General features: G+C 66.1%; 21 protein-coding genes. 13 read left to right on the top strand and 8 right to left on the bottom strand.

The genetic code is table 11. From position 1 onward, the window contains the following. The first annotated feature begins 253 nt into the window (after window positions 1–253). The 6 genes from AC07M1_RS07330 (at window position 254) to AC07M1_RS07305 (ending at window position 3,674) form a co-directional block, all read left to right on the top strand. Window positions 254–466, top strand: a complete 213-nt coding sequence (locus tag AC07M1_RS07330; protein WP_495161892.1) for a cold-shock protein — start codon at window positions 254–256, stop codon at window positions 464–466. Window positions 467–522: 56 nt separating this feature from the next. Next, window positions 523–717, top strand: a complete 195-nt coding sequence (locus tag AC07M1_RS07325; RefSeq protein WP_495161891.1) for a hypothetical protein — start codon at window positions 523–525, stop codon at window positions 715–717. Then, window positions 714–863, top strand: a complete 150-nt coding sequence (locus AC07M1_RS07320; RefSeq protein ID WP_495161890.1) for a hypothetical protein — start codon at window positions 714–716, stop codon at window positions 861–863. The genes AC07M1_RS07325 and AC07M1_RS07320 overlap by 4 nt, the downstream gene beginning before the upstream one ends. Before the next feature lie 143 nt (window positions 864–1,006). Further along, complete coding sequence (locus AC07M1_RS07315) at window positions 1,007–1,153, top strand: hypothetical protein (protein ID WP_495161889.1); 147 nt, start codon at window positions 1,007–1,009, stop codon at window positions 1,151–1,153. A 116-nt stretch (window positions 1,154–1,269) separates the two neighbouring features. Beyond that, a complete protein-coding gene (locus AC07M1_RS07310; protein ID WP_495161888.1) occupies window positions 1,270–2,445 on the top strand; it encodes a GGDEF domain-containing protein in 1,176 nt (391 codons plus the stop codon). Between the two features lie 71 nt (window positions 2,446–2,516). Next, on the top strand, window positions 2,517–3,674 hold the full coding sequence (locus AC07M1_RS07305) for a serine hydrolase domain-containing protein (protein WP_495161887.1): 1,158 nt from the start codon (window positions 2,517–2,519) through the stop codon (window positions 3,672–3,674). 12 nt (window positions 3,675–3,686) lie between these two features. Here the strand turns inward: AC07M1_RS07305 and AC07M1_RS07300 are convergent, their stop codons facing one another. After that, window positions 3,687–5,075: a helix-turn-helix domain-containing protein gene (locus AC07M1_RS07300; RefSeq protein WP_495161886.1), complete on the bottom strand. Its 1,389-nt coding sequence runs from the start codon at window positions 5,073–5,075 to the stop codon at window positions 3,687–3,689. Window positions 5,076–5,266: 191 nt separating this feature from the next. Here AC07M1_RS07300 and AC07M1_RS07295 point away from each other — a divergent pair, with 191 nt between their 5' ends. Then, window positions 5,267–5,425: a hypothetical protein gene (locus AC07M1_RS07295; protein ID WP_164513740.1), complete on the top strand. Its 159-nt coding sequence runs from the start codon at window positions 5,267–5,269 to the stop codon at window positions 5,423–5,425. A 57-nt stretch (window positions 5,426–5,482) separates the two neighbouring features. Here AC07M1_RS07295 and AC07M1_RS07290 read toward each other — a convergent pair whose 3' ends face one another. Then, on the bottom strand, window positions 5,483–6,916 hold the full coding sequence (locus AC07M1_RS07290) for an MFS transporter (RefSeq protein WP_495161885.1): 1,434 nt from the start codon (window positions 6,914–6,916) through the stop codon (window positions 5,483–5,485). A 167-nt stretch (window positions 6,917–7,083) separates the two neighbouring features. Between AC07M1_RS07290 and AC07M1_RS07285 the strand changes: the two genes are divergently transcribed. Continuing rightward, on the top strand, window positions 7,084–8,229 hold the full coding sequence (locus AC07M1_RS07285) for an acyl-CoA dehydrogenase family protein (RefSeq protein WP_495161884.1): 1,146 nt from the start codon (window positions 7,084–7,086) through the stop codon (window positions 8,227–8,229). A gap of 124 nt (window positions 8,230–8,353) precedes the next feature. Continuing rightward, the gene (locus AC07M1_RS07280; protein WP_495161883.1) at window positions 8,354–9,142 is read left to right on the top strand and encodes an SDR family oxidoreductase; all 789 of its coding nucleotides are present in this window, start codon (window positions 8,354–8,356) and stop codon (window positions 9,140–9,142) included. Here the strand turns inward: AC07M1_RS07280 and AC07M1_RS07275 are convergent. The 4 genes from AC07M1_RS07275 to AC07M1_RS07260 form a co-directional block, all read right to left on the bottom strand. Next, complete coding sequence (locus tag AC07M1_RS07275) at window positions 9,139–9,468, bottom strand: UrcA family protein (protein ID WP_495161882.1); 330 nt, start codon at window positions 9,466–9,468, stop codon at window positions 9,139–9,141. The two genes, AC07M1_RS07280 and AC07M1_RS07275, sit on opposite strands and share 4 nt — an antisense overlap. Window positions 9,469–9,560: 92 nt before the next feature. Continuing rightward, window positions 9,561–10,973 (bottom strand): M56 family metallopeptidase, encoded by a 1,413-nt coding sequence (locus AC07M1_RS07270; protein WP_495161881.1) that lies wholly within the window; start codon window positions 10,971–10,973, stop codon window positions 9,561–9,563. Continuing rightward, window positions 10,973–11,347: a BlaI/MecI/CopY family transcriptional regulator gene (locus AC07M1_RS07265; RefSeq protein ID WP_495161880.1), complete on the bottom strand. Its 375-nt coding sequence runs from the start codon at window positions 11,345–11,347 to the stop codon at window positions 10,973–10,975. The genes AC07M1_RS07270 and AC07M1_RS07265 overlap by 1 nt, the downstream gene beginning before the upstream one ends. A 42-nt stretch (window positions 11,348–11,389) precedes the next feature. Further along, window positions 11,390–11,839, bottom strand: a complete 450-nt coding sequence (locus tag AC07M1_RS07260; RefSeq protein ID WP_495161879.1) for a helix-turn-helix domain-containing protein — start codon at window positions 11,837–11,839, stop codon at window positions 11,390–11,392. Window positions 11,840–11,912: 73 nt separating this feature from the next. Between AC07M1_RS07260 and AC07M1_RS07255 the strand changes: the two genes are divergently transcribed. Further along, window positions 11,913–12,758: a class I SAM-dependent methyltransferase gene (locus tag AC07M1_RS07255; RefSeq protein ID WP_495161878.1), complete on the top strand. Its 846-nt coding sequence runs from the start codon at window positions 11,913–11,915 to the stop codon at window positions 12,756–12,758. On the opposite strand, the gene AC07M1_RS07250 is transcribed toward AC07M1_RS07255, so the two are convergent. Next, window positions 12,755–15,013, bottom strand: coding sequence for an NADP-dependent malic enzyme (locus AC07M1_RS07250; RefSeq protein ID WP_495161877.1), 2,259 nt, complete (start codon window positions 15,011–15,013; stop codon window positions 12,755–12,757). The two genes, AC07M1_RS07255 and AC07M1_RS07250, sit on opposite strands and share 4 nt — an antisense overlap. A gap of 177 nt (window positions 15,014–15,190) precedes the next feature. Between AC07M1_RS07250 and AC07M1_RS07245 the strand changes: the two genes are divergently transcribed. The 3 genes from AC07M1_RS07245 (at window position 15,191) to AC07M1_RS07235 (ending at window position 18,704) form a co-directional block, all read left to right on the top strand. After that, window positions 15,191–15,874 (top strand): hypothetical protein, encoded by a 684-nt coding sequence (locus AC07M1_RS07245; protein WP_495161876.1) that lies wholly within the window; start codon window positions 15,191–15,193, stop codon window positions 15,872–15,874. 89 nt (window positions 15,875–15,963) lie between these two features. Continuing rightward, entirely contained in the window at window positions 15,964–18,537 is a 2,574-nt protein-coding gene (mutS, locus tag AC07M1_RS07240) for a DNA mismatch repair protein MutS (protein WP_495162827.1), read from the top strand. After that, window positions 18,537–18,704, top strand: a complete 168-nt coding sequence (locus AC07M1_RS07235) for a hypothetical protein (RefSeq protein ID WP_495161875.1) — start codon at window positions 18,537–18,539, stop codon at window positions 18,702–18,704. Before mutS ends, AC07M1_RS07235 begins: the two co-directional genes overlap by 1 nt. On the opposite strand, the gene AC07M1_RS07230 is transcribed toward AC07M1_RS07235, so the two are convergent. Further along, window positions 18,701–19,282 (bottom strand): NADPH-dependent FMN reductase, encoded by a 582-nt coding sequence (locus AC07M1_RS07230; protein WP_495161874.1) that lies wholly within the window; start codon window positions 19,280–19,282, stop codon window positions 18,701–18,703. The genes AC07M1_RS07235 and AC07M1_RS07230 overlap by 4 nt on opposite strands. Between the last annotated feature and the right edge of the window lie 371 nt (window positions 19,283–19,653).

Here is a 19,653-nt window from a genome sequence, read left to right as displayed (position 1 = left end):
TCCCATCGCGGATTCTCCCTCATCACCGGCCCCGCTTCGGCTGCGCGGAACCTGTTGTCCTCCCGCCGACGCACTTGTTTCGACGCCTTTTCCAAGCCGCCCCTTACAATCGGCGTTCGGCACCCCATATGCACCCTGCTTTAGTCGCAAATCGACGGTTCTCGGAGCTTTGCGGCCCCTTCTTCCTTCTTTCTGCAGCCGCGGCACCGGGCGAGTCCGGCACTCGGTTCGCCCTCAACAAGAAGGAAATATCATGAGCATCACCGGCACCGTCAAATTCTTCAACCCCGACAAGGGCTTTGGCTTCATCGCCCCGGATGGCGGCGGCAACGACGCCTTTGTCCATATCTCGGCGGTCGAGCGTTCGGGCATGGCCACGCTGAACCAGAACCAGCGCGTCACCTACGACCTCGAAGAGGATCGCCGCGGCAAGATGGCCGCGGTCAACATCCAGCACGCCGAATAATCCGTGATCCGCGTGCGGCCATGTGCCGCACGCGGCTTACCGCAAGGGAGCCCAAGATGGCGCAAGTCCCCTATCGCGAGCACGCCGCGCGTGCGCGCGCCGATGCCGATGCCGCAACGCTGGACAATGTCCGTGAGCGCTGCCTTCGCGCCGAAGCCGCCTGGCTCGAAATGGCCGAACGGCAAGAAGGCGTCGACCGCGCCCGCGCCAAGCGCGAGCAGCAACATCTTTCTCAACAGGAATCTACGTGAACTTCAATTACAAGCATATCGAACGCCCCTTCTCCAAGCTGACCCTCCGCGACGCGCCCTACCGGCCTCGCACCCGTCGCCGCAGCGCGGCGGACACCCACGCCGCCGCGATCGCCTTCGCCGCCGCCCGCGAGATCCTCGGCTAGACCACCCGCGCTTTCGCTGGCCCGGCCGCACCCCGCCTGATAGGATTGGGGCATCAGCGGACCTTCTTTCGTAAGCACCGTTGGCTGAGAGACATTGCGCGCTCCCGCTTACCCGCCGGAGACACGCTATCGATCCCCGCCAGATGATCGCCTATGCGGTCGTGATCGCGCTTGCCGCGGTCATCATGACCTTCGCCACCAGCGCCCTCCACCGTGCCCGCGCGCGCCGTACCCTGCGGCATGATGCCCGCCATCGCCGACAGCGGCTGCTCGGCTGGTGGCGACGCTGATCCGGCTACCCAATCCGACGCGCGCGTTGACGCATTCCCAACCTTTACCTGCCAACCGCTATTGACGGCACGCGGTGCCGCCATCTGGCTCACAAGCGGGAAACGCGGCACTCGGAATGTTCCAGTCGAACGAATTCAGCAGCAAGCCGGGGGACCGCTACGCGCAGCAACTGCGCCGTGGGTTCCGGCGGTTGCGGTTCGAGCCAGAGATCGAGACCGAATATCGCCGCAAGCTGATCGAGACCGAACGCTCCCCCGCCGCGATCTGCGCGGCCGTCGGTGCGTGCGTCTGGTTCGCCTTCGCCATGCTCGATTTCCACCGACTGTCCGTCCTCGGTGCGTGGGGCAATTTCGACGCCCAGATCTGGCTCTGGCTCGGCGCGCGCTGGTCGGCGCTCGCGCTGCTTGCCATCGGCGCGGTGGTCATCCGCAGGGGGCACGGCGACTATGCGCGCCTCTCCTGGGCGATGTACACCGCGATGGGCACCGCCATCGCCGTCACCGCCGTAGTGGTCCACAACAAGGGGCTGTTCGCCGCCGACAGTGCGCAGATCGTCGTCGTGATGGCCGCCTTCCTCCCGCTCGGCCTCACCTTCCGCCGCGCGCTCGCGGCGGCGCTGATCGTCGCCTTGATCTCCGCCATCGCCCTACTCGTCTTCGATACCAGGCACGAGTTGGAGCATCGTGCCCAGATCGTCGCGATGCTGATGCTGGCGGTGCCGGTCGCAGCGATGGGCGGCTATCTGCGAGAGCATTCCCAGCGCCGCCAGTTCCTGCTCACCGCGATCCTCGACAGACAGGCACATACCGATCCCCTGACCGGCCTCGCCAATCGCCGCAGCCTGTTCGCCCATGCCGAGCGGATGGTGCATCTTGCCGCGCAACAGGGCACCGCCGTCGCGCTGGCGATCGTCGATGTCGATCATTTCAAGCGCTTCAACGACAGCTACGGTCATGGCGCGGGCGACCTCGCGCTCCAACAGGTCGCGCACGCGCTGTCCGCCGATCTCGGCCACCCGCTCGACATCGCCGCGCGTCTTGGCGGTGAGGAATTCTGCGTCCTGCTCTACGGCGCCACGCCCGATGCCGCACGCGCACGCTTCGACGGCCTGCTCGCCCGCATTCACCGCCTCGCCATCCCCCACGCCGCAGCCCCCGACGGCTTCCTGACGCTCAGCATGGGCGGCACCACGCTTGCCGGCCGCGAGCGTTTCAACACCCTGGTCACCCGCGCCGACGCTGCCCTCTATCGCGCGAAGCGCGAGGGACGCGACCGGATGTGCTGGGCTTAGGCACGAACACTGCCGTTGCGCGTCCGCGAAATCGTGTCACCATCACATCGACCATCGCCGCAGGAGTTCGAGTGCGCCCTTCATTGTCATTGCTGATGGCGCTCATCGGCCTGTCCCTCCCGCTTGCGCCGGTCGCTCTCGCAAGTCAGGCGTCGCCCTTCATCGCCACGCGCGCGAGCGAGCGATCATCCGCGGATTTCATCGTCGCCTACGCAGTCGAGCATGACTTCAGCGGTACGATCCTGGTGCAGAAGCGCGGACGCCTGGTCTTCGAACGCAGCTTCGGTCTCGCCAATCGCGCGCACGCCGTTCCGAACTCGAACCAGACGGCCTATTGGGCCGCCTCGATCACAAAGGTTTTCACCTCGGCGCTCATCCTTCAGCTGGCTGAACAGCGCCGGCTGGATCTCGACCGCAGCTTTGGCATCTATCTCCCTGATTACCGGGGAGAGGCAGGGTCGAAGGTGACGATCCGCCAGTTGCTCAACCACACTTCCGGGCTACCGAATATCGACACCATCCCCAATATCGAGGATGAGCAGCAGGCGATCGGAGCGCAGATCAACGACGCCGCCCGGCACAATCGGCTACCGCTCTATCAGACCCCTTACAGCAGCGACGATCTGCTCCGGAAATTTTGTAGCGACCCATTGGTCGCGGAACCTGGCAAGGTCTTCGACTACAACAATGCCGACTACATCATTCTCGGCAAGATCATCGAGCAGGCTTACGGCAAGTCGTTCGATGCGGTGCTCAGCGAGCGCATCCTGACTCCTTTGGGCATGCATCACAGCGGAACAATGCGGCATCAGACTATCGTACGGCAGCTCGCCGAAGCCTATTCACCGGGCGCCGATCGCCGCACGCTGCAACACGACATGCCCGTCTATCCGGAAAACTGGTACGCCGCCGGCGCACTCTATTCGACCGTCGAGGACCTGCTGCGCTTCTCCAATGCGCTGTTCGGCGGCAAGCTGATCGGCCGGCCGATGCTGGACCAGATGCTCACCCCCGGACTCGACCGTTACGGCCTCGGCCTCTGGGTGTACGACACCAAGGTCGATGGGAAGGCCTACCGCGTCGCCAAACGTCCGGGCCAGATCATGGGCACGCGGAGCCAACTCTACCGGTTCCTCGACAGCGACCTCACGGTCATCATCCTGAGCAATGCCGGAACCACCGATCTCGATCGCTTCGTGGCCGAGATCGGCAAGCGCATGCTGAGCTAGGAAATCAGCCTCTCAGTCCCCCGCAAAGCCGAACGGCGACACCCCCGCCTCGCGCTCATTGACCAGCATCGCCCGCCCCGCCGGCGCCGCGCTGCGCTGTGGGCATTCGCGCGTGCAGGCCCGACAGCCCAGCCCCACCGGCGTGGCCTCGCCGCCAAAGTCCAACCCGCGCGCCGCCGCCAGGCCCCGCGCCGCATCCGCCGCCAGCCCCAACGTCACCACGAACCGCGCCTTCACCGCCCCGGCCCAGCCGCCCGGCGGCGACACGCAACGCGACGAGGTAAACCAGCGCGACCCGTCCTCCAGCTCGACCAGCTGCACCACGCGCTCATCGGCGCGCTGGAAGGCGGCATAGGCATCGAGCAGCGGACACGGCACCGACGATTCCACCAACGGCGATCCACTCGCACCCGCGAAACGCTTCGACACCTGCCCCGCCCGGTCTATCCGCAGCATGAAGAAGGGAAGCCCGCGCGCGCCCACCCGCTGCAACGTCGTCAGCCGGTGTGCCACCTGCTCCGCACTCGCGCCGAAACGCCGCCGTAGCAGCTCCAGATCATAGCCCGTCGCCTCACACGCGCGCAGGAAGCGGGCGTACGGCATCATCACCGCCGCCGCGAAATAGCTCACCAGATGGCGGCGATAGAGCCGCTCGGCCACCCGGTCGGCGAAGCCCGCACCGCGTACCAGGGCGTCGATCTCGGCGCGTGCCTCCCCCGCCAATTGCTTGGCCAGCGCGAACACCCGGCTAGGCGGATCGAGCGCTTCGGACAGCTGCAATTGCCGCGCATGCAGGTCCAACCGCACACGCAGGCCAGATAGAACCTCGATCGGCAGCACCCGAATCGACAGCTGGTGCTTGACGCGCAGCCGCTCGGCCATCGCCCCGAATGGATCGCTCGATGCGATGCGCAGTTCGTCGGCCAGCGTCTCCGCCGCGGCGTCAAGATCGGCGAAATGGTTGCGCCAGCGCTCGACCTCGCGCCGCACCGCCATGCCAGGGTCCTCGCCCTCGCCCGGCATCGCCGCACCCGCGCCGCCAATCCCGATCCGATCATAGGCGCGCGCGAACGCCTCCGCCCCGCCCGGCGCACCCGCCAGCCATTCGGTCAGTTCCGCACGGTCGATCTCGATATCGGCGAACAGCGGATCAGCCAGCCGCCGCCGCATCGCCTCCTCGCCCCCGCCGGGCTCGCCCGCCGCCAGCGCGCGCGGATCAAAGTCGAAGGTCTGCGCAAGGCCCAGCAGCAAGGTCGCCGACAGCGGCCGCTGGTTGCGCTCGACCAGGTTGAGGTAGCTCGCCGAGACACCCAGCATCTCCGCCATCGCCGCCTGGGTCAGTGCCTGCGCACGCCGCAGCCGTCGTACCGCATGCCCCGCGAACAGCTTGCGCTCCGCCATTTTCCTACACGCCCCGTTCCTGTCATGTTCGCCACAAGAGGCGAACAAACGATCTTGTCAATTTTTTACAATGTTTCGGATCGCCTGTCATGTGTCAATCACAGCGTGACCACGAGAAAAACCTGGAAACTCTGTCAACTTTGACAATCACGAGTCACACAGGATGCAGAGAAATTTACAGGAGAAGCCTCATGAAGACGCCCGAACCCGCCAGCGCCCGCCCAGTCTTCTCGACCGCCGACTTCGCGTTGCTCAAGGAAGCGGTCGCCGATTACACGCGGAAAATCGCCGACGACCCCCGCTCGGTCCAGTTCGCCAACCTCTATCACCGCCTCGGCCGTCTCGGCTGAAGCGCGACTTCCTGGGGAGGAAGGTGCCCGCCGGGGAAACCTGGCGGGCATTCCAGATCAGGCGCTGGCCGCAAGCCGCGCCTCATGCTCGGCCTTGCCGAATGGGAACCGCGAATAGAACCACGCCGCGCTCCAGCCGAGCGCGAGGTAACAGAGCGTGAAGACCATGGTCAGCCGATCGACGGTCTCCACCGGCACCTGCCCCGGCTTCGCACCGTCGGGGAACCCCGCAACCCACAGGATCAGCCCGGCAAGTCCGATGCCGATACCGCTGGTGCATTTCTGGACGAAGAAGGATCCGGCGAAGAACACCCCCTCCGACCGGCGCCCGGTCTCCGCCTGCGACTGCTCGACCACGTCCGCCATCATCGATCCACCGAGCATGAACGCGGAGACGCTACAGGTCGTGTTGACGATGAAGATCCCGAACAGCATCGGCAGCATCGCCGGATCGCCCGGCGGTGGGAAGACGTCAGCCAGCCTCAGCCAATATGGCAGGCCGAGCAGGACTGGGGCCAGCGTCATGAAGAATGCTGCCGCCTTGCGCTTGCCCCAGCGCCGCGCCAGCCGCGGCGCAATGAAGAACGCCAGCAGCACCCCCGCGAACAGCACCGCGCCAAGCGCCATGAAGGCGGAGAGCGGGAACAGCCAGACAAAGGTGTAGAGATAGTTGGACAGCGCGAAGCTGATCCCCTGCGCCGAATAGGCACACAACCCGGCAATCATCAGCAGCGCAAAGGCGCGGTTCCGCACCGTCTCGATCAGCTCGCCGAACGTTTCCTTGAGCGTCGTCTTCTCGATCTCGGGCCGCGGCAGCCGCGCAATCTCGTGATGCGTGCCCAGCGCGGAGATCAGGATCGCCCCGGCCATCGCCGCCGCGCCCACCGCCGCGAACAGGCCATAGCCCTCACGGTTGAGTAGCCCGTTGGGTTGGCCCTCGCCCGGCACCAGGAACAAGGTGTAGGCCGCGACCAGCATCGCCAGGCCGCCCGCCCAACCGAACAGATAGCGATAGGCCATGATCCGCGTCCGCTCGTCATAGTCCGCCGTCAGCTCCGGCGTCAGCGCGACCGAGGGGACTTCATAGGCCGACACTGCGGTTCGCACGACCACGGCGGTCGCGAATACCCAGCCCAGCATCGCGGCCTGCGGCAGTTCAGGCGGGTTCCACAGCAACAACCAGCCGAGTGCGATCGGGATCGCCGACGCGTACATCCACGGATGCCGCCGCCCCCAGCGGCTGCGCGTCCGATCCGATGCAGCGCCGATCGCCGGGTCGATCATCGCATCCAGGATCAGAGCGGCCATGATCGCCGCGCCGACCTGCACCGCGGGCAGCCCGATCACCTGATTGTAGAATAGCAGCAGAAAGGTCTGGAACCCGGCGTCCTTCACGCCATAGGCGACCGCGCCGAAGCCATAGGCCAGCATCGATCGGTTGCTGATCCGTCGCGCCCGCGGCGCTACCGCGGGTTGAGTCGTGCCGTCCATCGCTCTCTCCCGCTGCCGCCGGTCGCATCATACGCGACGCATTTTGCAGTTTCCGGTCAGCATATGGCCGCCCTGCAATGCGTCAATCCGTTGATTTTCAAAATCGTGGTATGTTACGAGCCTGTGGTCATCGGCTATAGCTGAGGCAGGTTTCAGGAGAGAATAGCATGGCGCTCGACCCCGAGACGTTCGACGCCCTGATCGACACGGTCCGCCGCTTCGTCGCCGAACGGCTGCGCCCGCTCGAGGGTGAGGTGGAGGTCGCCGACGCGATCCCCGACGCCATCGTCGAGGAGATGAAGTCGCTTGGCCTGTTCGGCCTGTCGATCGCCGAGGAGTTTGGCGGGCTCGGCCTGACGATGCTCGAGGAATGCCGTGTCGCGATCGAGATGGGGCGCACCACCCCCGCCTTCCGCTCGACCTTCGGCACCAATGTCGGCATCGGCTCACAGGGACTGGTCATGGCCGGCACCCCCGAACAGAAAGCCGAATGGCTCCCGCGCATCGCCAGCGGAGAAATCATCACCAGCTTCGCCCTCACCGAACCCGATGTCGGCAGCGACAGCGGCGCGGTCAAGGCGCGCGCCGTCCGTAACGGCGACGTCTACCGCCTTTCGGGCACCAAGCGCTTCATCACCAATGCCGACAAGGCGCAGTTGTTCACCGTGATGGCGCGCACCGGCGACGAACCCGGCGCGCGCGGCGTCTCGGCCTTCCTCGTGCCCAGGGATCTTCCTGGCGTGTCGATCGGCGAGCCCGAGAAGAAAATGGGGCAGAAGGGCGCGAAGGTCGCCGATGTAATCTTCGACGACGTCCCCGTCCCGGCGGCCAATCGGCTTGGCGCGGAGGGCGAAGGCTTCAAGATCGCGATGCGCGTGCTCGACCGCGGCCGGCTCCACATCAGCGCGGTCAGCGTCGGCGTCGCCGAACGGCTGATCGCCGACTGCGTCGCCTACGCGTCGGAGCGCAAGCAGTTCGGCAAGCCGATCGCCGAACATCAGCTAATTCAGGCAATGCTCGCCGACAGCAAGACCGAATGCCTCGCCGCCCGCGCTCTCGTCCTCGAAACTGCCGCCGCGAAGGACTCCGGCAAGGACGTCGTCATGGAGAGCGCCGCCGCCAAGCTGTTCGCAACCGAGATGGTCGGCCGAGTTGCCGACCGTGCGGTCCAGATCTTCGGTGGCGCGGGCTATATTGAGGATTACGGCATCGAGCGGCTCTATCGCGACGTCCGCCTGTTTCGCATCTACGAAGGCACCAGCCAGATCCAGCAGCTCATCATCGCGCGCGAAATACTGAAACGCGGCGGCTAGCCTCTCCCTCTCCCGTTTGCGGGAGGGGGCCGGGGGGTGGGAACCCGGCAACCACATGGACTACCGCTCGACGGAGATGGACCGCCCACCCCCGGCCCCTCCCGCGGGCGGGAGGGGAGTAAAGATGGACACCAGCAAGTTCTTCGACCTGACCGGCAAGGTCGCGCTCGTCACCGGCGGCAGTCGCGGCATCGGCAAGATGATCGCCGAAGCCTTCATCGCCCAGGGCGCGAAGGTCTATATCTCCTCGCGCAAAGCCCCGGCGTGCGAGGAAACCGCCGCCGAGCTCGGCCCCAACTGCATCCCCATCCCGATGGACGTTTCAACGGTCGAAGGGTGCAAGGCGCTCGCCGCCGAACTCGCCAGCCGCGAGGATCATCTCGACATCCTCGTCAACAATGCCGGCGCCGCCTGGGGCGTGGCGTTTGAGGAGTTTCCGGAGAGCGGCTGGGACAAGGTCATGGACCTCAACGTCAAGTCACCGTTCTTCCTGACCCAAGCGCTGCACGATCTGCTCAAGACCAACGCCAGCCACGCCGCCCCGTCGAAGGTGATCAACATCACCTCGATCGACGGCCTGCGGCTCAATCCGTGGGAAACCTATAGCTACCACGCATCCAAGGCGGCGTTGATCTACCTCACCAAGCGCATGGCCGCTCGCCTGATCCGCGATGGAATCATCGTCAACAGCCTTGCCCCCGGCGCCTTCGCCAGCGAAATGAACAAGGCCGCCCGCGACCATGGCGACGCCGTCGCCAAGGCAATCCCGATGCGCCGCGTCGGCACGCTCGATGACATGGCCGGCGCCGCGATCTTCCTGGCCAGCCGCGCCTCGGACTATGTCGTCGGCGATACGCTGGTGGTCGATGGCGGGCTGGTCAACGCCTCGCTGGGGATCAGCATCGACGGCTAGAGCTGTCGCCCGCGCACCCTGGCCTCACGCCGTGCCCGGGCATAGGCACGTCGCACATCATCCGACATGTCCCGTGCGATGCTGTCCCGCAACGCGACCAGGCAATATTGGCGGTCATGACGCAGCAGCTGCGGCGTCACCTGATCCTCACATTCGCGGCAATAGGCGGTCGCCGCCGCCGTTACCCGCTGACGCAATTCGGCGCGCCCTACCGGACTATCCAGCGCTAGGTCGCGATAGATCACGCGCGCCGCCGGTTCGACGGGGACCGCGCTCGACGCGCAGGCGCCCGGTAACAGCAGCGGCAGGGCCAGGATCATTCGCATCGACAGTCTCCCTTGATCGCCGGGCAAGCCGGTCCCATGGCGCGAAGTCGCGCTGCATGTCTTCGATGGGTGGTCTCAGGGGCGCGCCGGACTCAGGGTCCGAAGATCAGCCGCCTCGCTTCGTCGTCGCGTCTTTGAGCTTCGGCGCGCATCGCTCGCGCGCCGGCCAGAGTCCCCTCGCGCTCCCGTTGCGATACGTCGCGCGCTTTGATGTCCGTTTCGATCCGCTTCGCTTCGGCACGCATCTCGTTCGCCGAGTCGCTCAGCCTCAACGCGGCGGTCCGTTTCTCTTCCAGCTCCGGGCTGCGCCGCGGCCGCCCGCCTCTGCCCTCGTACACCTCGGCCTGAGGCGGGGCAGATTGACCCACCGGTGCGATATCCGGCGCATTCACTTCATGCACTTCGACGCCAGCCAAGCGCCTGGCCCGTGACGATGGTCCTTCCACCGATCGGTTCGGAGCCGCCGCAGTCGGACCCGAGGCTGATGGAGCAGCCTCGCGGTGCAGTGAATCCTGTTGGGCGGCCCGCGCGGCAGAACTAGTTGCAACGACCGGTAGCGTCGCGGCGGGAACGAACTGCATCGCGGCAAGCGGCGCCGCCGCAGCGGGAGCGCCGATCAACAACACACCGCCGAGCAAGCGGCTCGCCGGCCGATGAGCCCGCGCCTCCAGCACGCGCCGGATCCGCCCGGCCAACATCGATCTGGAAACAGTCATGCCGCACGCGACTGCTGGCATCATCGGACTCGCCACCGTCAACAATGTCTGGGCGTAGTCCGCCTGCGCGACGTGCCGTACGGCATCGTCATCCGCCGCCAGTTCGGTTTCGCGGGCCAGCGCACGAACGAGCAGCCAGATCAGCGGGTTGAACCAGTAGAGTGCGATCGCGATCCGTGCCGCCATCAACACCGGCCAGTCAAAGCGGCGGACGTGCGCCAGCTCATGTGCGACCACCGCCTCCGCCTGTTCGGGACATTTCGCGGTCGCGGTCCCGATCAGCAGCCAGGCTGGCGCAACGCCCCAGCTCAGCGGGCCGGGAACCTCATGCGAAACCAGCAGCCGAACCGGTCGTCTCAGCCGCACCGCGGTGCCCGCCAGTGCCTCGGCCCAGCGCGGGTCGAGTGGCGGCACCGCCGACCGGGTCCAGCGGCTTAGCGTAAGGAGTCCCGCAATCAGGCGTAGCAGCAGCAAGGCGACACCAACGGCATAAGCCCATGGCATCCATGTAAACGGCGATACCGGAAGACCTGCCCCAGTCGGCTCGGCCAGATCGACCGCAACGATCTGGCTGACCGCCGCAACCGCCTGCTGCGCGGGCAGCACCGCCAGCTCAAGCGCCGGCATCGCCCATGCGAACAACGGCAGTAGCAGCAGAGCGGCAATCCCGGCGCGCAGCACCATCACCCGCTCGCTAGCGGCAAGGCCTGGTGCACCGCAGCCGATAAGCAGGGCGAAGCCGGAAACCAGCATCGATTTCCAGCCAAGGTCGATCAGCAGATCCAGCATCATTTCGCCTCCTCCCGCGCCCTGTCGATCGCGCGCTGGAGCATCTCGATCTCCTGCGGGTCCAACTTGCGCTCCATGCCCAGCAGTGCCGTCGCGGCGCGCACTGCGGAACCGTGGAAAAAGGTTTGCACCAGCCGTTCAAGTGCGGTCTCCGCCACCGCCTCGGTCTGCTCCGCCGGCGCATAGACATAGGCCTGGTTCACCGTCCGGTGCGTCACCAGTTCCTTGGTGACGAGGCGCCCGAGCAGGGTACGCACCGCCGAATCGCTCGGCGGGTCGGCCAGTGCTCCGCGAACCGAGGCCGCAGTCCCCTCGCCCAGCCTGCACAGCACTTCGAAAACCTCGCGCTCGCGGCGCGGCAGCGACTCGATCATGCGAACCTCCTGCTACATTTGTAGCATGCTACAATTGTAGCATCAAGAACGTCGCAAAGCACCCGGTCGCAGCACCGGTGGAGGCCCCCGCCGGGCTAGCGCACCCGATGCAGCGGCCTTCACGATGCGGCGGAAGGTCGGGCATTCCATATGGCTCGGCGCGGGGCAAGTTGCAGCATGGCGCAGCCCGTCGCACATGGCACTCAACCGCCGGATCAGCGCTTCGATCTCGTCCGCCTTGGCTGCCAGCATGTCGCAGTCGATCAGCGCCATGCCGCGCGGATCGAACATCGCCGCGATCTCGTCGAGCGAGAAGCCCGCCTGTCGCCCCAGCGCGATCAGCGCCAGCCGCTCAAGCACATGCGGCTCGAAGGTCCGCTTCAATCCGCGTCGACCGATCGATTCGATCAGACCACGCTCCTCATAATAGCGCAGCGTGGAAGCGGGCAGACCGGAGCGTTTCGCGACCTCGACGATATCGATCGGAATCATAGCTTGACCTCAAGTCGACTTGAAGTGGCACGGTGCGGCCTTCGTACCCCCGAATCAAGCGAAAGGAGCCATCATGGCTGATGTGAAAATCGAAGCGATGAACCAGACACAGCTGTGGAACGGTCCCGCCGGGCAGGCGTGGCTGGAGATGGAATCGATCCTCGACCAGCTGTTCGCGCCGTTCGAGAAGCTGCTGGTGGATGTCGTCCGCTGGCACGCCCCGCGCACCGTCCTCGACATCGGCTGCGGCACGGGCGCGACCACGCTCGCCATCGCCCGCGCGCTCGCCCCGGAAGGCAGCGCCACCGGAGCCGACCTCTCGCAAATGATGATCAACCGCGCCCGTCAGCGCGCTTCCACCGAGCCCGAAGGAGTCCACGCCGCCTTCCGCAGCGGCGACGCCTCGCATCTCGACGGCGCCAAACCGTTCGACATGGCGACCTCGCGTTTCGGCGTGATGTTCTTCGACGACCCTATCGCGGCCTTCCGTCGAATCCGCTCAGCGATGGTACCGGACGCGCCGCTCGCAGCGATCGCGTGGCGCTCGCCTACCGAGAACCCGTTCATGACCTGTGCCGAACGCGCCGCCGCGCCGCTATTGCCCCCGCTCCCGCCGATTCGCGCCCACGCACCCGGCCAGTTCGGCTTCGCCGATCCACAGCATGTCCGCGCGATCCTGAGCGAAAGCGGATGGCGCGACATCGCGATCAGTCCAATCGATGTCGCCTGCACGATGCCCGAAGTGTCGCTTATGCCCTATCTCTCCAACCTCGGCCGGATCGGCGTCATGCTCAACCAAGCAGACGCGGCCATGCGCGACCATGTCCTGGATGTGGCCCGCATCGCCTTCGACCCGTTCGTCGATGGCGACACGGTCGGCTTCACCGCCGCATGCTGGATGATCGAGGCCCGCGCTTAGCGGGTGACGCCTCCCGCCGCGAGCACCGCCAGCGTCACCAGCTCGCTCGCGGTGCTCGTCATCGGCGCGACCTGGACCGGCTTTTCCATGCCCACCAGCATCGGTCCGATCACCGAATCCCCGCCCAGCTCACGCAGCAGCTTGGCGGAAATGTGTGCCGACTGGAGCCCCGGCATGATCAGCACATTGGCCGGCCCGGACAGACGGGCGAACGGATAGTTCGCCAGCTGGCGCGGGTTCAGCGCGACGTCAGGCGTCATCTCGCCCTCGTACTCGAAGCTCACCTGCCGCGAATCGAGCACCTTCACCGCCTCGCGGATATTTTCGAGAAACGCGCCCTTGGGGTTGCCGAAGTTCGAATAGCTCAGGAACGCCACCCGCGGCTCATGCCCCATGCGGCGCGCGACATGCGCGGTCTGCTCGGCGATATCGGCCAGCTCCTGCGCGTTCGGCCGCTCGTTCACCGTGGTATCGGCGATGAACACCGTGTGGCTCTGCCCGACCAGCAGGTGGACGCCGAATGCCGTCCGCCCCTCGCCCACGTCGATCACGCGGCGGATCTCGCGCATATTCTGCGAATAGGGGCGGGTAATGCCGGTAATCATCGCATCGCCCTCGCCCAGCTGCAGCAGCAGCGAACCGAAGATGTTGCGGTCCTGATTGACCATCCGCTCGCAATCACGGCGCAGATAACCGCGGCGCTGCAGCCGCTTGTAGAGGAAGTCGACCATCGCCGGCACCAGCGGCGAATGGCGGCTGTTGTGCAGTTCGAAGCTTTCGGGATCGCTGACGCCCAGCGCCTTGAGGCGCTCATGCACATCGTCGCGACCGACCAGCACCGGCGTACCATATCCGCCCTCGCGGAACGCGATCGCCGCGCGCAGCACCACCTCTTCCTCACCCTCGGCAAAGATCACCCGCTTGGGATGCGCACGCGCGCCCTCATAGGCGAGGCTGAGCACTGCGGTGGTCGGATTGAGCCGCCCACGCAGCGTCTGGCGATAAGCCTCCATGTCGAGGATCGGCTTGGTAGCGACACCCGAGTCCATCGCCGCCTTTGCGACCGCGGCGGACACATTCTCCATCAGGCGCGGATCGAACGGCGCCGGAATGATATAGTCGGGACCGAAGCTATGTGCCCGGCCATAGGCCATCGCAACTTCCTCAGGCACCTGCTCACGCGCCAGCTCGGCAATCGCCTGTGCCGCTGCGATCTTCATCTCTTCGTTGATCCCGGTCGCACGCACGTCCAGCGCGCCGCGGAAGATGAACGGGAAGCCGAGCACGTTGTTGACCTGGTTGGGATAGTCCGAACGTCCGGTCGCGACGATCGCGTCGGGGCGTACGCCCTTGGCCAGCTCGGGCCGGATCTCGGGCTCGGGGTTCGCCATCGCGAAGATGATCGGCGCGGGCGCCATGTCCTTGACCATCTCGGGCTTGAGCGCGCCCGCGGCCGACAGGCCCAGGAACACGTCGGCGCCGACCAGCGCCTCGGTCAGCGTGGTGCGGTCGGTGGCGACGGCATGCGCCGACTGCCATTGGTTGATGCCTTCGCGATCGGGCGTGATCACGCCCTTGCGATCGCACATCAGCACATTGTCCTGGCGCACGCCCAGCGCCTTGATCAGCTCGGTGCAGGCGATCGCGGCAGCGCCGGCCCCATTCACCACGACCTTGATCTCGCTCAGCCGCCGTCCGGTGAGCAGGCATGCGTTGATCAGGCCAGCCGCGGTGATGATCGCAGTGCCGTGCTGGTCGTCATGGAAGACCGGGATGTTCATCCGCTCGCGCAGTGTCTGCTCGATGATGAAGCATTCGGGCGCCTTGATGTCCTCGAGGTTGATGCCGCCGAAGCTCGGCTCCATCAATTCGACCGCGTCGATGAACCGGTTCACGTCCTCGGTCTTCAACTCGATGTCGATCGAGTCCACATCGGCGAAGCGCTTGAAGAGGACCGCCTTGCCTTCCATCACCGGCTTTGAAGCGAGCGCGCCCAGATTGCCCATGCCCAGGATCGCGGTGCCGTTGGAGATCACGGCGACCAGATTGCCCTTGGCGGTATAGTCGTAAGCTGTCGCCGGATCGTCGGCGATCGCCTGCACCGGCACGGCGACGCCCGGCGAATAGGCCAGCGCCAGGTCGCGCTGGGTGGTCAGCGGCTTGGACGCGATGATTTCGATCTTGCCCGGCCGGCCCTCCGAGTGGAACAGCAGCGCCTCGCGCTCGGAAAACTGGACATTGGCTTCTTCGGACATTCTTCTCTCCCGGTCACGACCCCTTTAGGCACGGGTCCGCGTCACCGCAATCTGGCGCTTTGCAAGAGACGCAGCGATGACATTTCCCGCGTCCGACTCGAAATCGCGTCAATCTGTGCGGAAATCCGCACATCCATTCCAATTGTCGGTGCCCCGCGGCTTCGCTATCCAACGCGCATGACCGTACCGACACCCGAACTGGACCGGATCGCCAAGCTCGAAGCGGAGGTCGCAGCCCTCTCTGTGCGCGGCGACAATATCGGCGGACGCCTCGGCAAGCTGCTCAAGCTGCTGCCCTGGCTGATGGCCAGCCATTTCCTGATCGGCGCGCCGGCGATGCTGATCTCCGTCGGAGTCGCCTATTTCACCTTCGTCCAGGCCGAAGCGACCAAGAAGATGCAGCAGGCCGATGCCTGGCCGTTCCTCTCCTACGGCACGAGCAACAGCGGTGTCAGCGAGAAGGGCGAGCGCATGATCTCGCTCAACCTCTCCAACAACGGCGTCGGTCCCGCGCTGCTCGGCCCGATCGAAATCCGCTATCAGGGCCAGCCGGTGCGCGATCCCCGCGATCTGCTCACCAAATGCTGCGGCTTCCAACCCAATGGCGGGCTCAATCTCTCCACCTCACCCTCGTCCGGCATCGTCGCCCGCCCCGGGGAAGCGGTCAAGTTCATGCAGGTTGCCGAAACCCCGACGAGCAAGGCGCTGTGGGACCGCTTCGAGACCGAACGGTGGAAGCTGCAGGTCCGCTCCTGCTATTGCTCGATCTTCGACGAATGCTGGACGATCGAAGGGGCGCAGGCCAAACCCAAGCCCGTCGCGCAATGCCCGACCGACTGGGTCCAGTTCCGCGAACGCTGATCCATCCACAAGTGTCGCCAATTCCGGGCTTGCCGCCCGCGTCTGAACCCCTATCGAGTCCCGTAATGGCCGACGCCGCTCCCACCCCGATGATGGCGCAGTATCTCGCGCTCAAGGCCGAAGCGGCCGATTGCATGCTCTTCTATCGCATGGGCGATTTCTACGAGCTCTTCTTCGATGATGCGAAGAGTGCCAGCGGCATCCTCGACATCGCGCTCACCGCGCGCGGCGAGCATGGAGGTGAGAAGATCCCGATGTGCGGCGTCCCCGCTCATGCGATGGACGGCTATCTCGCCCGCCTGATCAAGGCCGGGCAGCGCGTGGCCATCGCCGATCAGATCGAAACGCCTGAAGAAGCGAAGAAGCGCGGCGGCTCAAAGGCACTGGTCGCGCGCGCGATCATTCGCGTCGTCACCGCCGGTACGCTGACCGAGGAATCGCTGCTCGATAGCCGGTCAGCCAATTGGTGCGCCGCGATCGGCGAAGCGGGCGGCGAGTCCGCCATTGCCGCCGCCGATATCTCGACCGGCCGGTTCGAAATCCTCGAATGCGCGCCCGATGCGGTCGGCGCCGCACTCGCCCGGCTGGGCGCTGCCGAGGTGATCGCCGCCGATGGTAGTGACGCGCTCGACGTCACCAGCTACCGCCCGCGCGGCGAATTCGACAGCAGCGGCGGCGAAACCCGTCTCAAGCGTCTGTTCGATGTCGCCACGCTCGACGGTTTCGGTCAGTTCGGTCGCGCCGCGCTCTCGGCTGCGGGCGGGCTCGTCGCCTATCTCGAACATACCGCCAAGGGCGCCCTGCCCTTCCTGCGCCCGCCACGCATCACCCGCTCCGACGCCAGCATGGCGATCGACGCCGCGACGCGCGAGAGCCTCGAGCTGACCCAGAGTCAGGCCGGCACGCGCAAGGGCAGCCTGCTCGATTCCGTCGACCGCACCGTCACCGGCGCGGGCGCGCGCCTGCTCGGCACCGATATCGCCGCACCATTGATGGACCGCCATGCGATCGAGGCGCGGCTCGACCTCGTCCAGCGCTTCCATGACGAACCGGGCCTGCGCGACGATCTGCGCGCCTCGCTCCGGGCGCTTCCCGATATCGGCCGCGCGATCGGCCGCCTTGCAGCAGGGCGCGGTAGCCCGCGTGATCTCGGCCAGCTGCGCGACGGTCTCGACGGCGCGTGGCGGCTCGGCGAGACACTCGGCAAGGTTCCCGCTCCGCCCACCTTGCTCGCCTCGCTTGCGCCTGACCTGCGTGGCCATGGCGCGCTGATCGATCTGCTCCAGCGTGCGCTCGTCCCCGCCCCACCGATCGATGCCGCGAACGGCGGCTATATCGCGGAGGGTTATGACGCCGCGCTCGACGACCTGCGCGACGCGGGCGCCGGCGGCCGCCGCGCCATCGCCGCGCTCGAAGCCGACTATAAGCAGCGCACCGGCATCGCCGCGCTGAAGATCAAGCACAACGGCGTGCTCGGCTATCATATTGAGGTTGCGGCCAAGCATGCCGATGACCTGATGCGTCCCGACAGCGGCTTTACCCATCGCCAGACGCTCGCTGGCGTGGTTCGCTTCAACGCGCCCGAACTGCACGAGATCGCGATCAAGGTGACCCAGGCCGGCGCCCATGCGCTCGCCGCCGAGGCCGCGCATCTTGAAGAACTGACCACCGCTGCGCTCGACCGGCGCGAGGCCGTCGCCGCCACCGCCGACGCACTTGCCCGGCTCGACGTCGCATCGGGTCTTGCCGAGCGCGCGGCCGAGGGCGGCTGGACCCGCCCCGCACTGGCCGATCATGCCTGTTTCGAGGTTGAAGGCGGACGCCATCCGGTCGTCGAGACGGCGCTGGCCCGCAGCGGCGAGCGTTTCGTGGCGAACGACTGCGTCCTCTCCGAAACCGATCGGCTGTGGCTCGTCACCGGCCCCAATATGGGCGGTAAATCGACCTTCCTGCGTCAGAACGCGCTGATCGCGGTGCTCGCCCAGGCCGGCGCCTATGTGCCGGCGGCGCGCGCGAAGCTAGGCCTGGTCGATCGCCTGTTCAGCCGCGTCGGCGCGTCGGACAATCTCGCGCGCGGCCGTTCGACCTTCATGGTCGAAATGGTCGAGACCGCGGCGATCCTGGCCCAGGCCACACCACGCAGCTTCGTCATCCTCGACGAGGTCGGGCGTGGCACCTCGACTTATGACGGTCTCGCCATCGCCTGGGCGGTCGTGGAAGCGATTCATGAGGACAATCGTTGCCGCTGTCTATTCGCTACGCACTACCACGAGCTGACACGCCTCGCCGAACGCTGTGATAGTTTAAGTCTCCACAATGTCCGCGCCCGCGAGTGGAAAGGTGACCTCATCCTCCTCCACGAGGTGACCGAAGGCCCCGCCGACCGCAGCTACGGCCTCGCGGTCGCGCGCCTCGCAGGTCTGCCGCCTGTGACCATCTCGCGCGCCAAGGCGGTGCTCGCCAAGCTCGAAGCCGGCCGCGAGAAGACCGGCGGCATCGCAGCGGGTCTTGACGACCTGCCACTGTTCGCCGCCGCTGCCGAGCATGAGGAGGAAGCCGTCGATGCTCTTCGCGCCGAGCTATCGGGCCTCGACATCGACAGCCTCAGCCCACGCGACGCGCTCGACGCCTTGTATCGGCTCAAGGGACTGATGGAGGCCTGATGCGAGAGTCCGGCTTTCTCGGATTGCTTCAGGTCATCTTTCACAGCGTCCGCGACGGGTTCGGCCTGCGCCGCGCCTGGACAGTGATGGCGGTCATCGCGCTGATCCTGGCCATACCTTTCGCGCTGTTTGCGCTGTTGGTGTTCCTGGTCTCACTGATCTTCTAGCCGGCCCGCGAGCGCTGCGCCTTCGCCGCGCCGATCCACCACAGCAACTCGTCGGCAAAGCGAGCGAAGCCGCGCTCCAGCGCCGCACCGCCCTCGCCCTGCGGCACATTGTCCGCGTCGAGTGTCTGGCCGATCTGCGCCACGGTGATCGTCGCAGGAACAACCGCCATCCCCATCTCGGTCAGTGTCGGGTGCCACATCGAATTGCTCCGCGCGCCTGCCAGCCGCCCGCCCGAATAGCTCACGATCGCCGCCGGCCGCCGCGCCCATTCGGCCAGGAAATGGTCGGTCAGATTCTTGAGGCCCGGCTGCATTCCCCAGTTGTACTCGCCCGCGACGAACAGGAATCCGTCAGCCGCACGCAGCTTCGCGGCCAGCGTCTCCATCACCTCCGGTGCCTCGCCCGGCGCATAGTCCATGTAGCGCTTGTCGAGCATCGGCAGTCCGACCGCCTTCGCGTCAATCAACTCGACGTCGCATCCGCGCTCGGCCAGCCGGGCGGTCATCCAGCGCGCCAGCCGGATACCCATCCGCGCCTCGCGATAGGAGCCATAGAAGGTGAGAATTCTGTGCGACATGAAACCCTCTCTGCGTCAAACATCGCTGAAAATGAAAGAGGCCACCGGGGCCATCTCTGGCACCCGGTGACCTCCGACATGGTCAGCGGCCGGAAGCTCCAGCCCGGGAGACCATGCGGGCCGCTTGTCCGCTACTGGCGCCGTTGATTGGGGGAGGATACCCCCCGAGCGCCATTCCGGTGGAGGTGATCCACCGGATGCATCGGAACTTAGCGACGCGTCTCCCGAACGAACTGAACCGACCCCATTGCTGAACCATGAGACATCGGATCACCTCCTTTCGCTTGTTAAAACGCCGTGCCCGGCCTGGGCACGCAGCCAACATGAATCATCCTGATTCGCAGAACAAGTCTTGTATTGCGTAGCGAAAT

It is taken from the genome of Sphingomonas sp. GW821-FHT10C01 (assembly GCF_059415525.1).
This window is presented reverse-complemented; position numbering and strand designations above follow the sequence as displayed.